Origin of the sequence: Microbacterium sp. F2E, assembly GCF_020905435.1 — a bacterium.
Classification (GTDB): Bacteria; Actinomycetota; Actinomycetes; order Actinomycetales; family Microbacteriaceae; genus Microbacterium; species Microbacterium lacticum.
The window spans coordinates 109,290-129,905 of record NZ_JAJJIB010000003.1 but is presented as its reverse complement, the minus strand read 5'-3'; the positions used below and the strand labels follow the sequence as shown (position 1 = coordinate 129,905).

The 20,616-nt window shown below is 72.5% G+C and carries 22 protein-coding genes and 2 pseudogenes; 9 read left to right on the top strand and 15 right to left on the bottom strand.

Features of this window, described 5'->3' with window-relative positions:
- Window positions 1-17: 17 nt before the first annotated feature.
- From LOK55_RS03925 to LOK55_RS03910, 4 genes are read left to right on the top strand one after another with little or no spacing between them, the layout of a single operon-like run.
- Window positions 18-1,070 (top strand): 3-isopropylmalate dehydrogenase, encoded by a 1,053-nt coding sequence (locus tag LOK55_RS03925; RefSeq protein WP_229934331.1) that lies wholly within the window; start codon window positions 18-20, stop codon window positions 1,068-1,070.
- A 52-nt stretch (window positions 1,071-1,122) separates the two neighbouring features.
- Window positions 1,123-2,226, top strand: coding sequence for a branched-chain amino acid aminotransferase (locus LOK55_RS03920; protein WP_229934330.1), 1,104 nt, complete (start codon window positions 1,123-1,125; stop codon window positions 2,224-2,226).
- 1 nt (window position 2,227) lies between these two features.
- Window positions 2,228-2,998: a fumarylacetoacetate hydrolase family protein gene (locus tag LOK55_RS03915; RefSeq protein ID WP_229934329.1), complete on the top strand. Its 771-nt coding sequence runs from the start codon at window positions 2,228-2,230 to the stop codon at window positions 2,996-2,998.
- Complete coding sequence (locus tag LOK55_RS03910; protein ID WP_374107614.1) at window positions 2,995-4,236, top strand: MFS transporter; 1,242 nt, start codon at window positions 2,995-2,997, stop codon at window positions 4,234-4,236. Before LOK55_RS03915 ends, LOK55_RS03910 begins: the two co-directional genes overlap by 4 nt.
- 41 nt (window positions 4,237-4,277) lie before the next feature.
- Here the strand turns inward: LOK55_RS03910 and LOK55_RS03905 are convergent, their stop codons facing one another.
- The 3 genes from LOK55_RS03905 to LOK55_RS03895 are packed head-to-tail and all read right to left on the bottom strand — an operon-like array spanning window position 4,278 to window position 5,379.
- Complete coding sequence (locus tag LOK55_RS03905; protein WP_229934328.1) at window positions 4,278-5,036, bottom strand: hypothetical protein; 759 nt, start codon at window positions 5,034-5,036, stop codon at window positions 4,278-4,280.
- A 2-nt stretch (window positions 5,037-5,038) separates the two neighbouring features.
- The gene (locus LOK55_RS03900) at window positions 5,039-5,242 is read right to left on the bottom strand and encodes an amidohydrolase family protein (protein ID WP_229934327.1); all 204 of its coding nucleotides are present in this window, start codon (window positions 5,240-5,242) and stop codon (window positions 5,039-5,041) included.
- Window positions 5,215-5,379: a hypothetical protein gene (locus tag LOK55_RS03895; protein WP_211345043.1), complete on the bottom strand. Its 165-nt coding sequence runs from the start codon at window positions 5,377-5,379 to the stop codon at window positions 5,215-5,217. The genes LOK55_RS03900 and LOK55_RS03895 overlap by 28 nt, the downstream gene beginning before the upstream one ends.
- A 148-nt stretch (window positions 5,380-5,527) precedes the next feature.
- Here LOK55_RS03895 and LOK55_RS03890 point away from each other — a divergent pair, with 148 nt between their 5' ends.
- The gene (locus LOK55_RS03890) at window positions 5,528-6,763 is read left to right on the top strand and encodes a MalY/PatB family protein (protein ID WP_229934326.1); all 1,236 of its coding nucleotides are present in this window, start codon (window positions 5,528-5,530) and stop codon (window positions 6,761-6,763) included.
- A gap of 59 nt (window positions 6,764-6,822) precedes the next feature.
- On the top strand, window positions 6,823-8,196 hold the full coding sequence (locus LOK55_RS03885; RefSeq protein ID WP_308066634.1) for an MFS transporter: 1,374 nt from the start codon (window positions 6,823-6,825) through the stop codon (window positions 8,194-8,196).
- Here LOK55_RS03885 and LOK55_RS03880 read toward each other — a convergent pair.
- The 6 genes and pseudogenes from LOK55_RS03880 to LOK55_RS03855 all read right to left on the bottom strand — a co-directional run.
- A pseudogene (locus LOK55_RS03880) lies at window positions 8,193-9,050 on the bottom strand (siderophore-interacting protein); the annotation flags it as partial. The gene LOK55_RS03885 and the pseudogene LOK55_RS03880 overlap by 4 nt on opposite strands.
- A gap of 83 nt (window positions 9,051-9,133) precedes the next feature.
- Window positions 9,134-10,028, bottom strand: a pseudogene (locus LOK55_RS03875) (ABC transporter ATP-binding protein).
- The gene (locus LOK55_RS03870; RefSeq protein ID WP_229934324.1) at window positions 10,025-11,083 is read right to left on the bottom strand and encodes an iron chelate uptake ABC transporter family permease subunit; all 1,059 of its coding nucleotides are present in this window, start codon (window positions 11,081-11,083) and stop codon (window positions 10,025-10,027) included. Before LOK55_RS03870 ends, LOK55_RS03875 begins: the two are co-directional and overlap by 4 nt.
- Window positions 11,080-12,156: an iron ABC transporter permease gene (locus tag LOK55_RS03865; RefSeq protein ID WP_229934323.1), complete on the bottom strand. Its 1,077-nt coding sequence runs from the start codon at window positions 12,154-12,156 to the stop codon at window positions 11,080-11,082. Before LOK55_RS03865 ends, LOK55_RS03870 begins: the two co-directional genes overlap by 4 nt.
- Entirely contained in the window at window positions 12,153-13,001 is an 849-nt protein-coding gene (locus tag LOK55_RS03860; protein ID WP_229934322.1) for an iron-siderophore ABC transporter substrate-binding protein, read from the bottom strand. The genes LOK55_RS03865 and LOK55_RS03860 overlap by 4 nt, the downstream gene beginning before the upstream one ends.
- Before the next feature lie 81 nt (window positions 13,002-13,082).
- Window positions 13,083-13,715, bottom strand: coding sequence for a biotin transporter BioY (locus LOK55_RS03855; protein ID WP_229934321.1), 633 nt, complete (start codon window positions 13,713-13,715; stop codon window positions 13,083-13,085).
- Between the two features lie 247 nt (window positions 13,716-13,962).
- Here LOK55_RS03855 and LOK55_RS03850 point away from each other — a divergent pair, with 247 nt between their 5' ends.
- Window positions 13,963-14,220, top strand: a complete 258-nt coding sequence (locus tag LOK55_RS03850) for an N-acetyltransferase (RefSeq protein ID WP_229934320.1) — start codon at window positions 13,963-13,965, stop codon at window positions 14,218-14,220.
- A gap of 115 nt (window positions 14,221-14,335) precedes the next feature.
- Entirely contained in the window at window positions 14,336-15,934 is a 1,599-nt protein-coding gene (locus tag LOK55_RS03845) for an ABC-F family ATP-binding cassette domain-containing protein (protein WP_308066633.1), read from the top strand.
- Between the two features lie 112 nt (window positions 15,935-16,046).
- Here the strand turns inward: LOK55_RS03845 and LOK55_RS03840 are convergent, their stop codons facing one another.
- The 4 genes from LOK55_RS03840 to LOK55_RS14210 all read right to left on the bottom strand — a co-directional run bounded on the left by LOK55_RS03840 (window position 16,047) and on the right by LOK55_RS14210 (window position 18,349).
- Complete coding sequence (locus tag LOK55_RS03840) at window positions 16,047-16,958, bottom strand: SURF1 family protein (protein WP_229934319.1); 912 nt, start codon at window positions 16,956-16,958, stop codon at window positions 16,047-16,049.
- Window positions 16,955-17,233 carry a hypothetical protein gene (locus LOK55_RS03835; RefSeq protein WP_229934318.1) on the bottom strand — a complete coding sequence of 93 codons (279 nt, stop codon included), beginning with the start codon at window positions 17,231-17,233 and terminating at the stop codon, window positions 16,955-16,957. The genes LOK55_RS03840 and LOK55_RS03835 overlap by 4 nt, the downstream gene beginning before the upstream one ends.
- Entirely contained in the window at window positions 17,230-17,598 is a 369-nt protein-coding gene (locus LOK55_RS03830; RefSeq protein WP_229934317.1) for a DUF3099 domain-containing protein, read from the bottom strand. The genes LOK55_RS03835 and LOK55_RS03830 overlap by 4 nt, the downstream gene beginning before the upstream one ends.
- A 64-nt stretch (window positions 17,599-17,662) precedes the next feature.
- Window positions 17,663-18,349 (bottom strand): DUF4190 domain-containing protein, encoded by a 687-nt coding sequence (locus tag LOK55_RS14210; protein WP_229934316.1) that lies wholly within the window; start codon window positions 18,347-18,349, stop codon window positions 17,663-17,665.
- Window positions 18,350-18,471: 122 nt separating this feature from the next.
- On the opposite strand from LOK55_RS14210, the gene LOK55_RS03820 reads away from it, so the two are divergent.
- Window positions 18,472-19,182, top strand: coding sequence for a beta-ketoacyl-ACP reductase (locus LOK55_RS03820; protein ID WP_229934315.1), 711 nt, complete (start codon window positions 18,472-18,474; stop codon window positions 19,180-19,182).
- A 67-nt stretch (window positions 19,183-19,249) separates the two neighbouring features.
- On the opposite strand, the gene LOK55_RS03815 is transcribed toward LOK55_RS03820, so the two are convergent.
- A complete protein-coding gene (locus tag LOK55_RS03815; RefSeq protein ID WP_229934314.1) occupies window positions 19,250-19,843 on the bottom strand; it encodes an alpha/beta fold hydrolase in 594 nt (197 codons plus the stop codon).
- A 103-nt stretch (window positions 19,844-19,946) separates the two neighbouring features.
- Window positions 19,947-20,582, bottom strand: a complete 636-nt coding sequence (serB, locus tag LOK55_RS03810) for a phosphoserine phosphatase SerB (protein ID WP_229934313.1) — start codon at window positions 20,580-20,582, stop codon at window positions 19,947-19,949.
- Window positions 20,583-20,616: the final 34 nt, after the last annotated feature.

Below are 20,616 nucleotides of genomic sequence, written 5' to 3'. Positions count from 1 at the left end.
CTACCCGCAGGAGATCCATGTCGCGCGTCATCAGGTTGGCCGTCATCCCCGGTGACGGCATCGGCCCCGAGGTCATCGCCGAGGCGGAGAAGGTGCTGGATGCCGCGACCGCGAGTTCCGACGTCGAGATCGAGAAGATCCGGTTCTCGCTCGGCGCCGCGCGCTACCTCGAGACCGGCGACACGCTCTCGGACGACGACCTCACGGCGATCGCCGGCACCGACGCGATCCTCCTCGGCGCCGTCGGGGGAGTCCCCGGCGACCCGCGCCTGAAGGACGCGAACATCGAGCGCGGCCTGCTGCTGAAGCTGCGCTTCGCGCTCGACCACTACGTGAACCTGCGGCCCGCGAAGCTCTACGCGGGCGTTCCGGGCCCGCTCGCCGACCCGGGCGAGATCGACTTCGTCGTGGTCCGGGAAGGCACCGAGGGGCCGTACGTCGGCAACGGCGGATCGATCCGCACCGGCACGGTGCACGAGGTGGCGAACGAGACCTCCGTCAACACGGCGTACGGCGTGGAGCGGGTCGTGCGCTACGCGTTCGCCCTCGCCGAGCGGCGCCGGAACAAGCTGACCCTCGTGCACAAGACGAACGTGCTCGTGCACGCCGGCGGCATGTGGAAACGGATCGTGGATGCCGTGGCGCGCGAACACCCGAACGTGGTCGTAGACTATGCGCACGTCGATGCGGCCACCATCTATCTGGTCACGAACCCGGGCCGATTCGACGTGATCGTCACCGACAACCTCTTCGGCGACATCCTCACCGACCTGGCCGGCGCCGTCACCGGAGGTATCGGCCTCGCCGCATCGGGGAACATCAACCCCGACGGCGCGTTCCCCTCGATGTTCGAGCCCGTGCACGGCTCGGCGCCCGACATCGCGGGCCAGCAGCTGGCCGACCCCACGGCTGCGATCCTCTCGGTCGCCCTCCTGCTCGATCACCTCGGGCTGCGGGCCGAGGCCGAGCGCGTGACCCGTGCCGTCGAGAACGACATCGCGACCCGGGGCACCGCCCCCCGCACGACCGCCGAGGTCGGCGACGCCATCGCCCGAGCCCTCGAGGCGTAGCCTCGACACAGGCATCCGACACCCGAGAACTCACCGAACACCAGGGAACACCATGAGCCTCACCTCCGCACCCGAATCCGGACTCGCCCCGCTCGAGTTCGCCGTCTCGAGAAACCTCCACACCAAGAGCGACGCCGAGCGCGCGGAACTCCTCGTCGACCCGCAGTTCGGCACGACGTTCACCGACCACATGATCGACGTCTGCTGGTCGGTGGGCGGCGGCTGGCACCGTCCCCGCGTGCAGCCCTACGGCCCGCTCGCCCTCGACCCGGCCGCCGCGGTGCTGCACTACGGCCAGGAGATCTTCGAGGGCATCAAGGCCTACCGGCACGCCGACGGCTCGATCTGGACCTTCCGCCCCGACGCGAACGGCCGGCGCCTCCAGCGCAGCGCCCGGCGCCTGGCCCTGCCCGAGCTGCCGGTGGAGTACTTCATCCAGTCGTTGCGCGAACTGATCGCCGTCGACGGTGCGTGGGTGCCGAGCGGCGCCGACCAGAGCCTGTACTTCCGCCCGTTCATGTTCGCCAAAGAGGCGTTCCTGGGCGTGCGTCCCGCCAACAAGGTCGGCTACTACGTCATCGCCTCGCCGGTCGGCGCGTACTTCAAGGGCGGCGCGAAGCCCGTCTCGATCTGGCTCAGCGAGCAGTACGCGCGCGCCGGCAAGGGCGGCACGGGAGCGGCCAAGACGGGCGGAAACTACGCCGCGAGCCTGCTGCCGCAGGCCGAGGCGTACGAGCAGGGCTGCGACCAGGTCGTGTTCCTCGATCAGGACCGTAACGTCGAAGAACTCGGCGGCATGAACATCGTGTTCGTCTACAAAGACGGCACGCTCGTCACGCCGCAGTCGCCGTCGATCCTCGAGGGCATCACGCGCGACTCGATCCTGCAGCTCGCCGTCGACCGCGGGCACAAGGTCGAAGGCCGGTCGGTCTCGATCGACGAGTGGCGCGAGGGCGTGGCATCCGGCGACATCGTCGAGGTGTTCGCGTGCGGCACTGCCGCGGTCGTCGCACCGATCGGCGTGCTCAAGGGCACCGACTTCGTCGACGAGCAGCCTCTCGGCGAACTCGCGCTGTCGCTGCGCGAAGAGCTCACCGACATCCAGTACGGCCGCCGCGAAGACACGCACGGCTGGCTCGTGCGCCTGGACGGCTGACATGCGGATCGCGCGGTTCAGCCACGACGACGCCATCCGGTTCGGGATCGTCGACGGCACCGACCTCGTGGTGCTCGCCGGCGATCCGCTGTTCGCCGGGTTCGAGACGACGGGGGATCGGGTGCCGCTCGGCGAGGCGGCGCTGCTCGCCCCCGTCATCCCGCGCTCGAAGGTCATCGGCATCGCCCGCAACTACCGCGACCACGCCGCCGAGCTCGGCAACGAGGTGCCGGCGGAGCCGATGATGTTCCTGAAGCCCAACACGTCGGTCATCGGACCGGGCGACGCCATCGTGCGCCCGCCGCAGTCGGAGCGCACCGATTACGAGGGCGAGCTCGCCGCGGTGATCGGACGCGTCGCGAAGAACGTGTCGACCGAGGATGCCTTGGACCACGTCTTCGGCTACACGATCGGCAACGACGTGACCGCCCGCGATCTGCAGAAGACCGACGGGCAGTGGGCGCGGGCGAAGGGCTTCGATACGTTCTGCCCGCTGGGGCCGGCGATCGAGACGGAGTTCGTGCCGTCGGGCGACGTGCGGATCATCACGCGCGTCAACGGCGAGGTGCGCCAGGACGGCACACTCGGCGAGATGGTGCACTCGGTCGCCGAGTTCATCTCGTACGCGTCGCACGCGTTCACGCTGCTGCCCGGCGACGTGATCCTTGCCGGCACGCCGGCGGGCGTCGGACCGTTCGTCGCCGGGGACACCGTCGAAGTGGAGATCACGGGGCTCGGGGTCCTCCGGAACCCGGTCCGCGACGCCGGATGATGCCCGCGGCCTCGCCGGTCACCGGCGAAGCCGCCGAGATCGCCCGCGTCCAGCGGCGCACGGTGCGCGTGCTGGCCGCCGGTCAGGTGCTCGGCGGCATCGCGTTCGGTGCGACGGTGTCGCTCGGCGCGCTGCTGGCGGCGGACCTGTCGGGTCAGGAGGCGCTGTCGGGCCTCGCCACGGCCTCCGTCACGCTCGGCGCGTCACTGTGCGCGATCCCGCTCGCCCGTCTCGCCGCCCGGCGCGGCCGGCGCGTCGCGCTCACGCTCGGCAACCTGTTCGCCCTCGTCGGCATCGCGGTGGTCATCACGGCCGCGTCGCTGCGGCTGTTCCCCCTGCTGATCGTCGGGGTCATCCTGATCGGTGCGGGCAACGCCGGCAATCTGCAGTCGCGGTTCGCCGCGACCGACCTCGCCGACACAGGTCGTCGCGGGCGCGACCTCGGCACGGTGGTCTGGGCGACGACGGTCGGCGCCGTCGCCGGGCCGCTCCTGCTCACCCCCGGTGAGGCCGTCGGAGAGCTGCTCGGCATGCCGCCGCTGACCGGTTCGTACGCATTCTCGATCGTCGCGCAGATCGCCGCGTTCGTGCTGTACCTCACTGCGCTCCGGCCCGATCCGCTCCTCACGGCGCAGCGGCTCGCGCAGAGCGGCGAGGCACGCCGCGAGCACATCGTCGAGACCGACCGGCCCGTCGCGGCGCGCTACGCGATCTTCGCCGTCGCAGGGTCGCACGTGGTCATGGCCTCCATCATGGCGATGACGCCGATCCACCTCGCGCACCTCGCGCCCGATCACGTGACGCTCGTGGTCGGCACGACGATCGCGCTGCACGTCTTCGGGATGTACGGGCTCTCGCCGGTCTTGGGCGTGCTCGCCGACCGCGTCGGACGGATCGCGACGATCATGCTCGGCCAGGCGCTGCTCGCCGCGTCGCTCGTGCTCGCGGCCGTCGCACCGGACGCCCAGGTCGCGGTCGTCGTCGCGCTGTTCCTGCTCGGGGCGGGATGGAGCGCCGCGACCGTCGCGGGCGCGGCATTGCTCACCGAGAGCACGCTCACGGCGCTCCGCCCGCGGCGCCAGGGCATCAGCGACACCGTCATGACCTTCAGCGCGGCGGTCGGGGCGGTGCTGGCGGGGCTCGTGCTCGCGTGGATCGGCTACGGCGGGCTCGCGCTCGTCGCTCTCGTCATCGTCGTCGCGGTGACGGTGCTCGCCCCGTACGCCCGGCGCGGCTGACCCTGCCGGCGCCGGGCGGGCCCGGGGTCAGCACTGCGCGTTCAGAACCGGGTCTCGATGAGCCCGACGATCAGCGGGTCGGCGTCGTCGAGATCCGCGACCACGGGGAGGAGCCGCCCCTTGTCGAACATCGTGCACGGGTGCGACAGACCGAGCAGCACCCGGTCACCGAGGGCGACGGGGACGGCCGGGTCGGTGCGCAGGAAGGCGTGCTGGTCGTTGACCGCGTCGATCCGCGCGTCGGTGGTCGACGTGCCGAGCGGATGCCTCGTGCCGTCGGCGTCGAGGCGGGCGAGCGGCACCGGCAGGTCGAGGTCGTACGGCACGTCGCGCTTACCGGCGTCGAGCAGGGCGAGGCCCGGCTCAGGCGTCGAGACCACTCGTGCGATCGCGCGGGCCGCGGGCCGGAGGCCCGCGCCGTCGAAGGGCGACAGCGACCGGTAGTAACCCTCGTCGTGGATGAGCGACGCGCCGGAGCGGATCACGAAGCGGCCGGGGAGGCGCGCCGCCTCCTCGGCCAGCACGTCGGCGACGACATCGGGGAAGGCGCTGCCGCCGGCGGTGACGATCGCTGCGGCCGGATCGTCGTACCGGGGGAGCAGCGTCTCGTGCAGGGCGACGAGATCGGCGACGAACGCCCCCGCATCGTGCAGCGCGTCGCCCGACCGGCCGTGCGCGACCGCTCCCTCGTACCCGGCGACGCCGGCGAACGCCGTGGCATCCATGCCCGCCGCCCAGGCGGGGAGCGCCTTGTCGTCGGCGCGCAGCATGCGGTCTGCGGGCACCCGCTGCCAGGTCATGCTCAGCCCTGGGCGGGGGAGCCCGGAGCGGCGGGGAGCTGCGCGACGCCGGGGGCGTAGGAGACGCCGTCCTGCCCGGCGATGACGGTCGTGACGCCCTGGCGGAGGAGCGCGCGCTGCACATCACTCCGGAAGACGGCGCCGTCAGCGTGGGAGTGCGCATCGACGAGGCCCGGCATCACGAGACGGCCGGTGGCGTCGAGCACCCGCGCACCGCGCGGCGCGCTGACCTCGCGACCGCGGCGATCACGCCGTGCTCGACGAGCACGTCGGCCCGGCGCGGCGGCGTGCCGGTGCCGTCGACGACCTCGCCGCCACGGACGAGCAGTCGGTGTGGACTCACGGGGATCCTGTCGATCGGGGTGTCTCGAGTCTATCGATCCGGAGCGCGTCGCCCCGGATCGCGCCGCCGCGATCGACGCCGCCCGCGGTGCCGCTCGCGCTGTCTCCGGCGGCGTCCCCGTGTCCGCCGCCCCCGATAGGCTCGCAGGGTGAGCCACGCCCCCCTGGAAGCACTGCCTCTGGAGATCCTGCGCCGCCGCTCGAGCACCAAGTGGCGCACCTATCCCGCCGACGTGCTGCCGATGTTCGTGGCCGAGACCGACTACCCCCTCGCGCCCGCGATCACGGCGGTGCTCGCCGAGGCCGTCGCGATCGGCGACACCGGGTACACGCCCCCCGACCCGGGCCTCGCCCGCGCGTTCGTCGGCTACGCGGAGCGCCGCTTCGGGTGGAGGGTCGACCCGGCGCGCGTGCGCTGGACCGCCGACGTCATGATGGGCGTCGTCGAGCTGCTGCGCGCCACGAGCCGGCCGGGTGACCGCGTCGTCATCACGCCGCCGGTGTACCCGCCGTTCGCGATGTGCGTGGAAGAGGCCGGATGCCAGGTCGCCGCGGTGCCCCTGCTGGCGCCGAGCGACGGCGACCCGGGCGGCGAGGGCGCCCCGGACAGTGCGGGCGACGGTGGCGACGCCGGCGGCTGGCGGCTCGATCTTCCGGGCATCGACCGCGCGCTCGCGGACGGCGCCCGTGCCGTGCTGCTGTGCAATCCGCACAATCCCACCGGAACGGTGCACCCGGCGGGCGACCTCGTCGAGCTCGCCGAGATCGCCGCGCGTCACGACGCGGTGGTCATCAGCGACGAGATCCACGGGCCGCTCGTGCGCGACGGCCTCGACTACACGCCGTTCCTCACCGCGTCTCCGGTCGCGGCGCAGGTCGGATTCGCCGTCACCAGCGCCTCCAAGGCGTACAACCTCGCCGGCCTGAAATGCGCGCTGATGGTGACTGCCGACGACCGCACGACCGCCGTCGTGCAGGGGCTCGTCGCCGAGGTCGAGTGGCGCACGGGACTGTTCGGCGCCCTCGCCGCCGTCGCGGCCTTCGACGCCGTCTCCGACGACTGGCTCGACGCCGAACGCGCCGCCATCGCCCGCAACGGCGCGCTCCTCGGCGATCTGCTGCGCGAGCAGCTGCCGCTCGCGCGCTATCGCCGACCCGACGCCGGCTACCTCGCCTGGATCGACGTGTCGGCCTACGACTGGGGCGACGACCCCGCGGTGCACCTGCGCCGCGCGGCGAAGGTCGCGCTGCACCACGGTCCGCTGTTCGGGCCGCAGGGCGTCGGCCACGTGCGCCTGAACTTCGGCTGCGCACCCGAGGTGCTCACCGAGGCCGTCGCGCGCATCGCCGCGGTGCCCGCCGGCCTCACGCCCGCGAGCCCGTAAGCGGGGCGGAGAGGGCGCCCCGCGCAGACACCGACCTCGCGGCTTCCGGCGCGGGCGGCGTGTGGCAGGCGCGGTACTTCTGGGTGGCCCTGGGCGCGGTGGCGATGATCTTCCTCACCGCGACCCAGGCGCTGGCGGTGACGACGGTCATGCCGCTCGTCGCCACAGATCTCGGCGGCGACGCGCTGTACGCCGTCGCGTTCTCCGGTACCCTCGCCACGAGCGTCATCGGCATGGTCGCGGTCGGCGCGTGGTGCGACCGGCGTGACGCGGTGCTGCCGCTCGCGACGTCAGTGGCGCTGTTCGTCGCGGGGCTCGTCATCGCCGGGTCGGCCCCGTCGATGGAGGTGCTGGTGCTGGGTCGTCTGCTGCAGGGTCTCGGCACCGGCGGGCAGACGGTCGCGCTCTACGTCGTCGTCGCGCGGGTATACCCGCCGGCCCTCCACGGCCGCGTGTTCGCGGCCTTCTCGGCGGCGTGGGTGATCCCCTCGATCGTCGGGCCGCTCCTCGCCGGCTTCGTCGCCGAGCAGCTGCACTGGCGGTGGGTGTTCTTCGGCGTGGCGGTCCTGACGCTCGTCGCCTTCACCATGGTCTACCTGCGGCTGCGCGGGCTGACGCTGCGGATCGACGATCCCGGGCACGCCCCGGTCGCGCGGCGTCTCGCACTCGCCAGCGTCGTCGCGGCCGGAGCCCTCGCCCTGAGCCTCGCCGGCGAAGCGGGCGCGTGGACGGGCGTCGTGGTCGTCGTGGCGCTGATCGCGATCGCGCTCGCGATACGGCCGCTGCTTCCCCCCGGCACGCTCCGCGCACGACGCGGCCTGCCGAGCGTCGTGCTCATGCGCGCCCTCATCGCCGGCGCCCTGTTCGGTGCCGAGATCTACGTGCCCTACCTGCTGATCGACGAGTACGGCTTCTCGGCGACCGCGGCTGGCTTCGGGCTGACCGCGGCGGCGCTCCTCTGGGCCGCCGGCGCCGAGGTGCAGGGACGGTTCGGCGACCGGCTCGGCAATGCGCGCATCACCCTGATCGGCGCGAGCCTGCTCGCCGCCGCGGCCCTCGTCGCCGCGGCGACCGCCGCGTGGCACCTGCCGGCGTGGACGATCATCGCCGGGTGGTCGCTCGCCGGCGCCGGCATGGGCCTCATGTACCCGCGTCTGACGGTGCTCACGCTCGCGTACTCCACCCCGCAGAACCAGGGGTTCAACTCGTCGGCGCTGTCGATCTCGGATTCGATCGGCGCCGCCGCATCCATCGCGGTCATGGGATTGACGTTCGTGGCGCTGAAGGCGACGGATGCCTCGTTCCCGGCCGTGTTCCTGATCGCCGCCGCCCTCGCGGTGCTCGCCGTCGTGCCCGGACTGCGGATGGGCCGCGTTGCCGAGGCGGGGCCTGCGGACGGGGCCGTGACGGGGCCGGCGACCGTCGCCGACTAGACCTCGGCGCGGCCGAGCCGCCAGTAGCCCATGAACGCCACGGCGCGACGGTCGACGCCGCGCTCGGTGACGAGGTGGCGGCGGAGCGTCTTGATGGCGCCGGCCTCACCGGCGAGCCACGCATAGAGCGCGGCGCTCTTCAGCGCCGCGCCGCCCTTGGCGGTGCGCGGCACCTCCCACAGGATGTCGGCGTCGATGTCGATCTCCTCGACCTCGCTGCCGCGTCCCGCCGGGGCGAGCGTCGCGGCGGCCTCGGTGACGGCGGCGATGAGGTGTCGGTGCCGATCGGCGTCGTCGCGGCGAGCTGCCACGCGGTAGACGAAGCCGGGGTGCTCGGGGAGGTACGCCGCGTCGGCCGGGTCGGGCGTCTCGAGCACGACGACACCCCGCGCGGTGCGGGGGAGCTGCTCGAGGATCACGGCGATCGCGGGGGCCGCGGTCTCGTCGCCGGCGAGGAGGACGTCGTCGGTGCGGGCGGGCGGCACGAAGTCGATGCCGTAGCTCACCGCGGCGTGCGCAGTGGTGGGCGCGAAGATCAGCACCTCGTCGCCGACCTCGGCGCGCGCGATCCACTCCGACGCCGGGCCGAGCACGTCGTGCGCGACCATGTCGACGTCGACCTCGCACGCCGCGCGGCGCACCGCGCGGGTGGTGTAGGTGCGGAACGGGGGGCGTTCCGCATCGTCGAGCGCGCGCCAGCGGTCCCACCAGTCGTCTGCCGTCGGCATGTCGTCGATCGAGATGTCGGAGGTCGGGAAGACGATCTTGATGCGCTGGTCGAAGCCGGGGTCGCCGTAGTCGGCCAGATCTTCGCCGCCGAAGGTGAACCGGCGGAAGCTCGGGGTGAGGTCGGTGATCGCCGTCACCCGCGCGCGGAAGAAGCGGCTCTGCGGGCGGTCGGCGGTCGTCGGCTCGGTGGCCGTCGCTTGTTCGGTCGTCATCGGCTCTCTCCAGTCGTCGAGGGGACGGGCCCGGGGGCGGGCGACGCGGCGGCGGAGCTGTCGGCAGCCGGAGCCGCGTCGGTTCCGGCTTGACGCACACGGTGGCGCCCGCGGGGGAGCACGAGCGGTGTGCCGGAGACGGGGTCGTCGATCACCAGCGCATCCAGATCGAACACCTCGCGCACGAGCGCCGCTCGTCACGACGTCGCGCGGCGCGCCGGAGGCGACCAGCCGTCCGGCACGGAGCGCGAACAGGTGGTCGGCGTAGCGCGCCGCGAGGTTGATGTCGTGCAGGACCATCACGATCGTCGTGCCGCGCTGCGCGTTCAGATCGGTGAGCAGATCGAGCACCTCGATCTGGTGCGAGACGTCGAGGAACGTCGTCGGCTCGTCGAGCAGCAGGATGTCGGTCTGCTGGGCGAGCGCCATCGCGATCCACACCCGCTGCCGCTGGCCGCCGGAGAGCTCGTCGACGGCGCGATCGGCGAGGTCGAGCACGCCCGTCGCCGCGAGCGCCTCGGTGACGGCGCGGTCGTCGTCGGCGCTCCAGCTGCGGAACATCTTCTGATGCGGGTGACGGCCGCGACCGACGAGATCGGCCACGGCGATGCCCTCCGGCGCGACGGGCTGCTGCGGCAGCAGCCCCAGCGTGCGCGCGAGGTCTTTCGTCGGCAGACGGTCGATGGCCTGGCCGTCGAGCAGCACCGCGCCCGACTGGGTCGGCAGCAGCCGCGCGATGGTCTTCAGCAGCGTCGACTTGCCGCAGGCGTTGGCGCCGACGATCACGCTGACCTTGCCGGTCGGGATCTGCAGGTCGACGCCGTCCACGATCGTGGTGCGGCCATAGCCCGAGACGAGCCCCTCGGTGCGCAGGGTGTGCGCTGGGGTCATGAGGATCCTCCGCGTCTGGCGGTACGGGTGAGCAGGTAGATGAGGTAGGGCGCGCCGAGGATGCCGGTGATGACGCCGACCGGGAACTTCATGTCGAACGCGAACTGACCGATGAGGTCGGCGGCCATCACCAGGCAGGCTCCGGTGAGCGCCGCCGGCGCGATGACCGGGACGCCGGGGCCGACGATCCGCGCGGCGATCGGGCCGGCGAGGAACGCGACGAACGCGATCGGCCCCGTCGTCGCCGTCGCCACGCAGACGAGCGCCACGGCCGCCACGACGAGCACCATGCGCGTGCGGTCGACCCGGACGCCCAGCGCGGTCGCCGAGGCGTCGCCCAGCTCGAGGGCGCCAAGATTCCGCTGCAGCACGAGCACGATCGGGACGAGCGCGATGACCGCGACGGCGAGGGCGGGGATGTCGGCCATCCGCGAGCCGTTCAGGCTCCCGGTCATCCACCGCGCGGCGACCGACAGGTCGTAGACGGCGGCGCGCACGAGCAGGAACGCCACGACCGCGTCGAGCATCGCGCCCACGCCGATGCCGATGAGGATCAGCCGTCCGCCGGTGGAGTCCCCGGCGCGTGCGGCGAGGTAGATGATCAGTGCGGTCAGGATGCCGGCGGCGAGAGCGAGCCCCATCGTGGCGGTGCTGCCCCAGTGGAGGATGACGATCGAGAGGATCGCGGCCGCGCTCGCGCCAGAGCTGATGCCGATGACATCGGGGCTCGCCAGCGGGTTGCGCAGCAGCGTCTGGAAGGTCGCGCCCGCGACGCCGAATGCGAGGCCGGCGAGCACCGCGGTAAGGGCGCGGGGGAGCCGCAGCGTGCCGACCGTGAACGAGGCGCCGGTGACCTGGTCGCCGGTGAGCACCGCGATCACGTCGGAGGCCGGATAGATCGTCCGCCCGAGCATGAGCATCGCGCCGAAGAGCACCACGATGAGCACCGCCATCACGGCCATGGCGATGCGGCGCCGACGCACGCGGCGCTGGCGGCCGGTGCGCACGAGGTCGACGGAGGCGGGAGCGGGGAGAGTGAGGGCCGTCACGGTCACAGGGCCTTCATCCGCGTGCGCCGGGCGATAGCGATGAGCACGGGCGCACCGAGGAACGCGGTGATGATGCCCGCCTCCACCTCGCCGGGAGAGCCGATCACGCGCCCGATCGTGTCGGCGAGGGTGAGCAGCACCGCTCCGCCGAGCGCCGAGAGGGGGAGCAGCCAGCGCAGATCGGGCCCGGAGATCAGGCGCACGGCGTGCGGAACCATGAGGCCGACGAAGCCGATCGGCCCGGCCAGCGCGGTCACCGCGGCGCAGAGGGCGACGCCGGCGACCGCCGACACGACACGGATGCGGCCGACGTGCACCCCGAGACCGACGGCGACGTCGTCGCCGAGGGCGAGCGCGTTCAGCGACGATGCGGCGACGAGCGCGATCACGCCGGCGATCACGAGCACCGGCACGATGACGCCCATCGTTTCCCAGTCCGCTCGGGCGACGTTGCCCACCTGCCAGTAGCGGAACTCGTCCATCACGGCCTGGCGGGGGAGTAGGATCGCCGCGACGAGCGACGAGAGCGCGGCGGTGGTCGCCGCCCCCGCGAGGGCCAGCTTGATCGGCGTCGTGCCGCCGGGGCCGATCGACCCGACGACGTAGACGAAGAAGGCGGTGAGGAACGCGCCGACCAGGGCGAGGCCGAGATAGCCGAACGCACTCGAGACGCCGAGGAACGCGATGCCGATGACGACCGCGAGTGCGGCGCCCGTGTTCACCCCGAGGATGCCGGGGTCGGCGAGGGGGTTCCGGGTGATCGCCTGCATGAGGGCGCCGGAGAGCGCGAGCGCTGCGCCGGCGAGGACGGCCAGCACGGTGCGCGGGATGCGGCTCTGCACCGCGAGGGCGCCGATGTCGGTGGGCGTCTGACCGCGGAACCACATCGAGATGCCCTCGACGACCTGCGCCGCCCCCACCGGGCGCGACCCGAACGAGAGCGAGACGACGATCGTCACCGCGACCGCCACCACGGCGACCGTGACGACGACGCCGCGGCGTCGCCCCTGCGCCGGAGCGGCGGAGGGGCGACGCGCGGCGGAACCGGCGGAGGCCGTCGTGGTCGGTACGGAGGTCACTGGACCTTCGCTGCCGCTTCCTGGAGCTTCGCGACGTAGTCCTTCAGCACCCACGGGATCGAGAGGGCGGTCGGGGTGACGGCCGCGCTGAAGGCGTCGCCCTCGCCGACGGCGACCACGGCGCCGTTCTTCACGGCGGGAAGCGTGCTCCACAGCGGGTCGGCCTGCATCGCGGCGAGCAGCGTGTCGTCGCCGTAGCTCACGATCACGTCGACGTCCTGCAGCTGGTCGGCGTTCTCGGCGCTGAAGTCGAGGTAGAACGAGCCGGCGTCCGCAGCGTCGACGGCGACCTTCGGCAGATCGAACCCGAGGTCGTGCAGGAACGCCGTGCGCGAGTCGCCGCCGGTGTACAGCGACACCTTCGACAGGTCGGTCGGGTCGGCGAAGAAGAAGGCGGCGGTCTTCCCCTCGAGGTCGGCGTCGGCGGTGGCATCCGCGATCTGCTTCTCGAGGTCGGAGATCAGCTCATCGCCTTCGGCGGAAAGACCCAGCGCCATCGCGTCGAGCGCGATCTGGTCGCGCCACGGTGTGAACCACGGGATGCCGGGGTAGGCGACGACGGGGGCGATCTCGCTGAGCGTGCCGTAGTCCTCCTCGGTGAGGCCCGACTGGGCGGCGAGGATCACATCGGGCGACGTGTCGGCGATCGCTTCGAAGTCGAGACCGTCGGTGACGTCGAACAGGGGCGGCATCTCGCCGCCGAGCTCGGCGATCCTATCGCTCGTCCACTCGTAGACGCCCGGCTTGGCCGCACCGCTCCACGCCCACACCTGCGCATCCATGCCGACCGGCAGCACGCCGAGGGCGAGGGCCACGTCCTGGTTGCCCCACGAGATGGTCGCCACACGCTCGGGCTTCGCCTCGATGGTCGTCTCGCCCAGGATGCGGGTACAGGGCCGAGGGCGCGGACGGCGTAGTGGTGGATCTCAGCGACGCGTCGAGCGGTCGGCGGCGCGCACGCCCGCCCAGGCGGCCGGGATCAGCACGGCGGCGATCGCGGCCTTCACGATGCCGCCGATGACGAAGGGCCACAGGCCGAACGCGAGGATCTCGCCGAGCCCGAACGTGCCGCCACCGACGACGTTGAGGATGAACGCCATGTAGGGGATGCCGAAGACGAACGGGATCGCGCTGGCGAGGACGAAGCCGGCGAAGGCGAGGAGGGGACGACGGTCCCACGCGCGCTGCGCGAACCATCCCGCGACGGCGGCGGCGAAGACGAAGCCGATGATGAAGCCGAAACTCGGCTTCGCGACCGCGGCGATCGAGCCGGTGAAGCCCGCGAACACCGGGAGGCCCGCGAGCCCCGCGACGAGATAGGTGAGGAGGGCGGCGGCACCGCGGCGTGCGCCGAGCGCGGCGCCGACCACGACGACACCGAGCGTCTGACCCGTGATCGGCACGGGCCACAGCGGCACCTCGACCTGGGCCAGCGCGGCGACGAACCCCGCGCCGACCACGACGAGGGCGGCATCCAGAGCGAATGCGCGGGCGCGGTTCGAGGGGCGGGCGATGAGGTCCGCGAGCACCGGGCGGCGGACGGGGGCGGCGAGAGACATGAGGCTCCTCGAGGGTGGGCGGCCGGTCGACGGGCCGGGGCGTCGGGATCAGCCTAGGGGCACGCCACCGCGACTTCTTGGACGACGTCCACCAAGGTTCCCGCACGGCGCTGTCGGGCAACGACAGTGACAGCGCCGGCGACACCGGGCTCGGCGGCGCCGGCGAAGGAGTCCGCGTGCCTTCCCGCGCCGGGCGTCGCGGGATACGCGCGCCGCCGATCCGTACGAGGAGGATGCCTCGGTCGAGGTGAACCTCACGGTGCTCTACGTGCTGACAGCCCACCACGGCACAGGACTCGGCTCGGCGCTGCTCGAGGCGGTCGTCCGCCCGCAGAGCACGGCCTCGCTCTGGGTCGCCGACCCGAACCCCCGCGCACAGGCCTTCTACCGCAAGCACCGCTTCGACTTCGACGGCGCCGGCCGGGTCGAGTCGGGGGTGCGCGAGCTGCGGGTGGCGCGCACGCCCGCCCCCGCGGAGGGCGTCGGCGTCTCCGCAGCCGAGTAGACTGGGAGGCTGGCCCGCGCGCGGGCCGCCGTTTGCGACACTGCGCAGGCGAACGGAATGCGCGCCCCGGCCGGCAACCCCACCCCCGAACACCACCGAAGAACGGACGTCTGCTGTGCTCGCCGTGCACGACCTCGAGATCCGCGTGGGCGCCCGCACGCTCATGTCGGAGGTGTCGTTCCGCGTCTCGGACGGCGACAAGATCGGCCTCGTCGGGCGCAACGGCGCCGGCAAGACGACGCTGACGAAGGTGCTCGCCGGCGACCTCCCGCCCGCCGACGGCAAGGTCGAGCGCTCCGGCGAACTCGGCTACCTGCCGCAGGACCCCCGTTCGGGCGACCCGGAGATGCTCGCGCGTACCCGTATCCTCGACGCCCGCGGGCTCGGCACTCTCGCCCTCCAGATGCACGAGGCGTCGATCGAGATGGGCGACGCCGACGAGAAGGTCGCCGCGAAGGCGATGCGCCGCTACGGCAACCTCACCGAGCGGTTCGAGGCGCTCGGCGGCTACGCGGCCGAGGCGGAGGCGGCATCCATCGCGCACAACCTCTCGCTGCCCGACCGCATCCTCGATCAGCCGCTGAAGACGCTCTCCGGTGGTCAGCGCCGGCGCATCGAGCTCGCGCGCATCCTGTTCTCGGACGCGCAGACGATGATCCTCGACGAGCCCACGAACCACCTCGACGCCGACAGCGTCGTGTGGCTGCGCGAGTTCCTGAAGAACTACAAGGGCGGGCTGATCGTCATCAGCCACGACGTCGAGCTCGTCGGCGAGACCGTCAACCGCGTCTTCTACCTCGACGCGATGCGCCAAGTGATCGACGTCTACAACATGAACTGGAAGAACTACCTGCGCCAGCGGGTGGCCGACGAGGAGCGACGCAAGAAGGAGCGCGCCAACATCGAGAAGAAGGCCACAGCGCTGCAGCTGCAGGCTGCGCGCTTCGGCGCCAAGGCCTCGAAGGCCGCCGCCGCGCACCAGATGGTCGCGCGCGCGGAGAAGATGCTCTCGGGCCTCGAGGAGGTGCGCCAGGAGGATCGCGTCGCGAAGCTGCGGTTCCCCAAGCCCGCACCCTGCGGCAAGACGCCGCTCATGGCCAAGAACCTGTCGAAGTCGTACGGGTCGCTCGAGATCTTCACCGACGTCGACCTCGCGATCGACCGCGGTTCGAAGGTCGTCGTGCTGGGCCTCAACGGTGCCGGAAAGACGACGCTCCTGCGGATCCTCGCCGGCGTCGACCAGCCCGACACCGGAGAGCTCGAACCGGGCCACGGCCTGAAGATCGGCTACTACGCGCAGGAGCACGAGAACCTCGACGTGAACCGGTCGGTGCTCGAGAACATGATGTCGGCGGCCCCCGACATCACGGCGACCGAGGCGCGCAAAGTGCTCGGGTCCTTCCTGTTCACCGGCGACGACGTGCTGAAGCCCGCCGGTGTGCTCTCCGGCGGTGAGAAGACCCGCCTGTCGCTCGCGACGCTCGTCGTCTCGAGCGCCAACATGCTGCTGCTCGATGAGCCGACCAACAACCTCGACCCCGCGTCGCGCGAGGAGATCCTCGGCGCCCTCGCGCACTACGAGGGCGCCGTCGTGCTCGTCTCGCACGACTCGGGTGCCGTGCAGGCGCTGAACCCCGAGCGCGTGCTGATCCTGCCCGACGGCGTCGAGGACATCTGGGGGCGCGACTACGTCGACCTGATCGAGCTCGCCTGAGCCCCGGCTTCTCACCTCACGAACGCAGGACATCTCACCGAGGCAGGACGAAACGCGGGGGATCGGTCCTGCCTTCGTGAGATCTCCTGCGTCGGTGACGCGATTCCGCGGCTCAGCGCGGCGTGAGCTCGTCGAGGAGGGCGTCCTCCTCGGTCATGTCGCGATCCTTCGGGCGCGGCTCACCGCGCCGGCGTCGCCGGGTCGTGGATGCCACGGGGGATGCGTCCGGGGGAGTGGATGCCTCGCCGACGGCGGTGCCCCGCGCCGCCGCCTCGGCCGCCGCGTCCTCGGCGTCTTCGCGGCGATGCTTGAGCTCGGTGCGGATCATGTACCAGATGAAGACGAACCCCATGACGGCGAAGAGGATCCACTGGATCGCATACGACAGGTGCGGCCCGGGGTCTTCGGACGGCGGCTCGAGCGCGGTCGGTGCGCTCGCGGGCGCAGGATCCTCCGACACCATGAGGCCGTAGGCTCCTTCGATCACGCCGTCGACGTGCGTGGTGTCGGCGATGAGCGGCAGGTTGATCGTCGGCACCTGGCCGGACGGCGCGGACTGGGTGGCGTTGCGCAGCGGTTCGCCGGGCATGAGCCGCGCGATCACCGTGACGGTGCCGCTCGGGGGATCGGGCACGGCGAGTGCTCCCGATCCGGACTCGGCCGGGGGCACCCATCCGCGGTCGATGACGAGAACGTCGCCCGCCGAGGTGCGGAACGGCACGAGCACCTCGAAGGCCGCGGTTCCGCCGTGCGCGCGGTTGCGCGCGAGGAGCGTGTCCGACGTGAGGTACTCGCCCGTCAGCCGCACGGGGCGCCACTGGTCGTCGGGGTCGAACGACCCGTCCGGTGCGACCAGATCGGTGAGCTCCGCCGGGGCCGCGTCGTAGTTCGCGGCGATCAGCGCCAGCTGCCGCTCGCGCGACTCGTTCCGGGTGAACTGCCAGTTCGACAGGTACGCGCACGCGATCGCGAAGACGATCGCGAACGCGATGTAGCCGCCCCAGCGCAGGGCCGTACGGTTCACGAGTCCGCCTTCACTGTGGCATCCGGCAGGGCATTCGCACTGTCGTCCGGCGCGGCATCCGGCATGGCGACGACCTCGACCGGGAACGCCCTCGAAGCGAGGTATTCGCGGAGGTAATCGACGTGCTCGGCGCAGGCGGCCCAGATCTTGCGGCGGGAGGCGTCGTGGATGCGCGGGTTGCGCCACACGACCTGCCAGAGCGCCTCGGCGCGGCATCCCGCACGGGAGCACACGGCGACGCCGCCGCGCGCGTCGACGCCCGTCGCAGCGCTCATGCCGCGTCCTCCGGACGACGCGGGGCTTCGTGGATGCGGACGACGGTGGGGGTGTCCGAGGTCGTCGGGGTCTGCGCGGCGCGGGGTGCCGCGCTCGGGGGCGCCTCGATCGCCCGCTCCGGGGGCGCCGCCCGCGCGGCCGGCGCCGCGGCGACGTTCGCGATGACCACGGCGAAGTACGGCAGCAGGACCGCGCCGATCGCGAACAGCCACGTGTACCAGCCGTACGGCTGGATCGCGACCATCAGCACGAAGCAGACGACGCGGATCGCCATCATCGAGAAGTACTTGCCCATGCGGGTGTGGGCGTCGTCGCGCGGAGCGCGCGGGAGCGACGTCGCAGACTGAGCGGAAGTGTGCTTCACGGTGCCTCAAGCCTACGCCGCCGACACCCGTGCGGAGGCCGCCCGAGCGACGCCGCGCCACGGATCAGGAGTACTGGGACGAGCCCGACGAGACGGCGACGACGAAGAACAGGAACAGCACACCGAGCAGGAGCAGCGCGACGCCCGCCCAGCCGATGATGACGCCGGCGAGGGCCATGCCGCGGCCGCCCTCGCCCGTGCGCTTGATCTGACCGAGTGCGATGTGGCCCATGATCGCCCCGGCGACCGAGCCGACGAGCGGGAGGATCCAGAGGAAGCCGACGATCGAGAGCACCAACGAGGCGACGGCCAGACCGTTAGTCTTGCGCGTCGGGTAGGCGCCGTAGCCGTAGGGCGCCACCGGCGGAGCGCCCGGGGTCGTCTGCACGGGGTAGCCGCCGTACGCGCCCTCCGGCGTCGCGCCGTACGCGGGTGCTGCCCCGTAGGCGGGCGGGGCGCCGTAGGCGGGCGGGGCATAGGTCGGGGGTGCGTAGGCCGGAACCTCGCTCGACGGCGCGACCGGCGGATACGGCGTGGTGTCGTACGCGGGTGCCGCGGGAGCGACGTAGGATGCGGCGTCGTACGCCGGCGGAGGCGGCGTGAGCGGGGCGGTCGGGTACGCGGCGGGGTCGCCGTACGGGGTCGGATCGCCCTGCTGCGCCGCCGCGGTGTCGGATGCCGTTTCGGGCGCCGTCTCGGGGTGTGCGGGCTGCGCGGGCTGCTCCGATTGGGGGCCGGTGGGATCGGTCACGATGGGCTCCTCTCGCCTGCCGTCAGCCTACCGGGCCGGGGCACCGGCAGTAGGCTGGTGCGGTCTTCGCCGCGGCTGTGCCGTCGCGAGGGCATCCCCGCGTCCCGAACCTCAGGAGCAGCATGTCCACTGGCAGAGTCGTCCTCGTCACCGGCGGAAACCGCGGCATCGGCCGCGCGATCGCCGAGCGTTTCGTCGCCGAGGGCTACCGCACCGCGGTGACCGCACGTTCGGGCGAAGGCCCCGAGGGCACGATGACCGTGCGCGCGGACGTGACCGATGCGGCGTCGCTCGACGCCGCATTCACCGAGGTCGAGCGGGCGTGGGGGTCGGTCGAGATCGTCGTCGCGAACGCGGGCATCACGAAGGACACGCTCCTGCTGCGGATGACCGAGGATGACTTCGACTCGGTCGTCTCGACGAACCTGGGCGGCACGTTCCGCGTGGTCAAGCGCGCCTCGAGGGGCATGCTGCGCGCCCGCTGGGGCCGCGTCATCCTCATCTCCAGTGTCGTCGGGCTCTACGGGTCGGCCGGGCAGATCAACTACTCCTCGTCGAAGGCGGCACTCGTCGGGTTCGCCCGGTCGCTGACCCGCGAGCTCGGCGGTCGCGGCATCACCGCGAATGTCGTCGCCCCCGGGTTCATCGAGACCGACATGACGGCGGAGCTGCCGGAGGAGACCCAGGCCGAGTACAAGCGCAGCATCCCCGCCGGTCGCTTCGCGACGCCCGACGAGGTCGCCGGCGTGGTCGCATGGCTCGCGTCGGACGACGCCGCCTACGTCTCCGGCGCGGTCATCCCCGTCGACGGCGGCCTCGGCATGGGTCACTGACCGCTGCCTCCCCGGAAACCGCTTCCGCGGGAGCGTCCTCCTCGGATGCCTCCTCCTCGGGAGCACTTCAGGCCGGGGCATCCTCCCGCGGAGCGTCCTCCGCGAATGCCTCGACGAGTGCGCGAGCGAGGGCGGCGGGCGCGCTGAACTGCGGCCAGTGACCGGTGCCGAGGCGCACGACCGTGGCGTCGTCGATCGCCGCGAACTCCTCCGCATACGGACCCCACCGGGCGAGCTCGGCGCGGAGCGCCGCCTCGTCGAGCGACCCCATGAGGAGCGTCACCGGCACGCCGAATCGCCGGTCGTCGTCGAGGGTGACCGGCGAGGTCGGCGCCTGGGCCGGAATGCTCCGCGTTAGCGGCACGGTGTCGACGAACACGACGCGCGCGACGCGGTCGGGGCGCGCCGCCGCAGCGCCCCAGACGACGTTGCCCCCGCCGCTGTGGCCGACGAGACCCACGGGACCCTCGTGCCGGTCGATCTCCGCGGCCACCGCCGCGACCCAGTCATCCATGGTGATGTCGGCCGTCTCGGCGGCGGTTCCGCCGACGCCGGGAAGGGTGAGCGGGACGGGCGTATGGCCCGCCTCGCGGAGCGCGGGGAGCACGGGATCCCACGACGACGCCGTCAGCCAGAGCCCGGGAACGAGAATGACTTCCATGGCCCGACGGTAGTGCGTGCCCCCGACACCGAGAAGACCCCCGTCACTGGGGAGCCCCCGGGCACAGAGACCCCCACCATGAGGGCCGGTGGCAGCGACCCGGTCAGGGCAGCAGGGGGATGAGCTGACGCAGATCGACGGGGCCGACGACGAGGTCGGCCTGCGCGCGCACGGCGGGCTTGGCGTTGAACGCGATGCCGAGCCCGGCGACGGCCATCATGCGCAGGTCGTTCGCGCCGTCGCCGACGGCGATCGTGCGCTCGAGTCCGATGCCCTCGGCCGCCGCCCAGTCCTGCAGCGCGGCGGCCTTCGCCGCGGCATCCACGATGCCGCCGTCCACCGTTCCGGTGAGCGCTCCGCCGGCCGACGCGAGCCGGTTGGCGCGCCACCGGTCGACGCCGAGCGCGGGCGCGACGGTGTCGAGCACCTCGTGGAACCCGCCCGAGACGACGGCGGCCCGACCGCCGCGTCGGTGGATCTCGGCGATCAGCTCCGCGGCGCCGGGAGTCGGCTCGACGCGGGCGAGCACACGCTCGAACGCGGCGAGCGGCACTCCCGCGAGGGCCTGCACGCGCGAGCGCAGGCTGGTGGCGAAGTCGACCTCGCCGCGCATCGCGGCCTCGGTGGCGGCGGCGACCTCGGCCCCGCGCCCCGCCTCGTCGGCGATCAGCTCGATGACCTCGTTGCGGAGCAGGGTCGAATCAGCGTCGAACACGACGAGGAACCGGGCGTCAGGCACCCGACCAACCTACCGGGCGGCGCGCGTCGTCTCC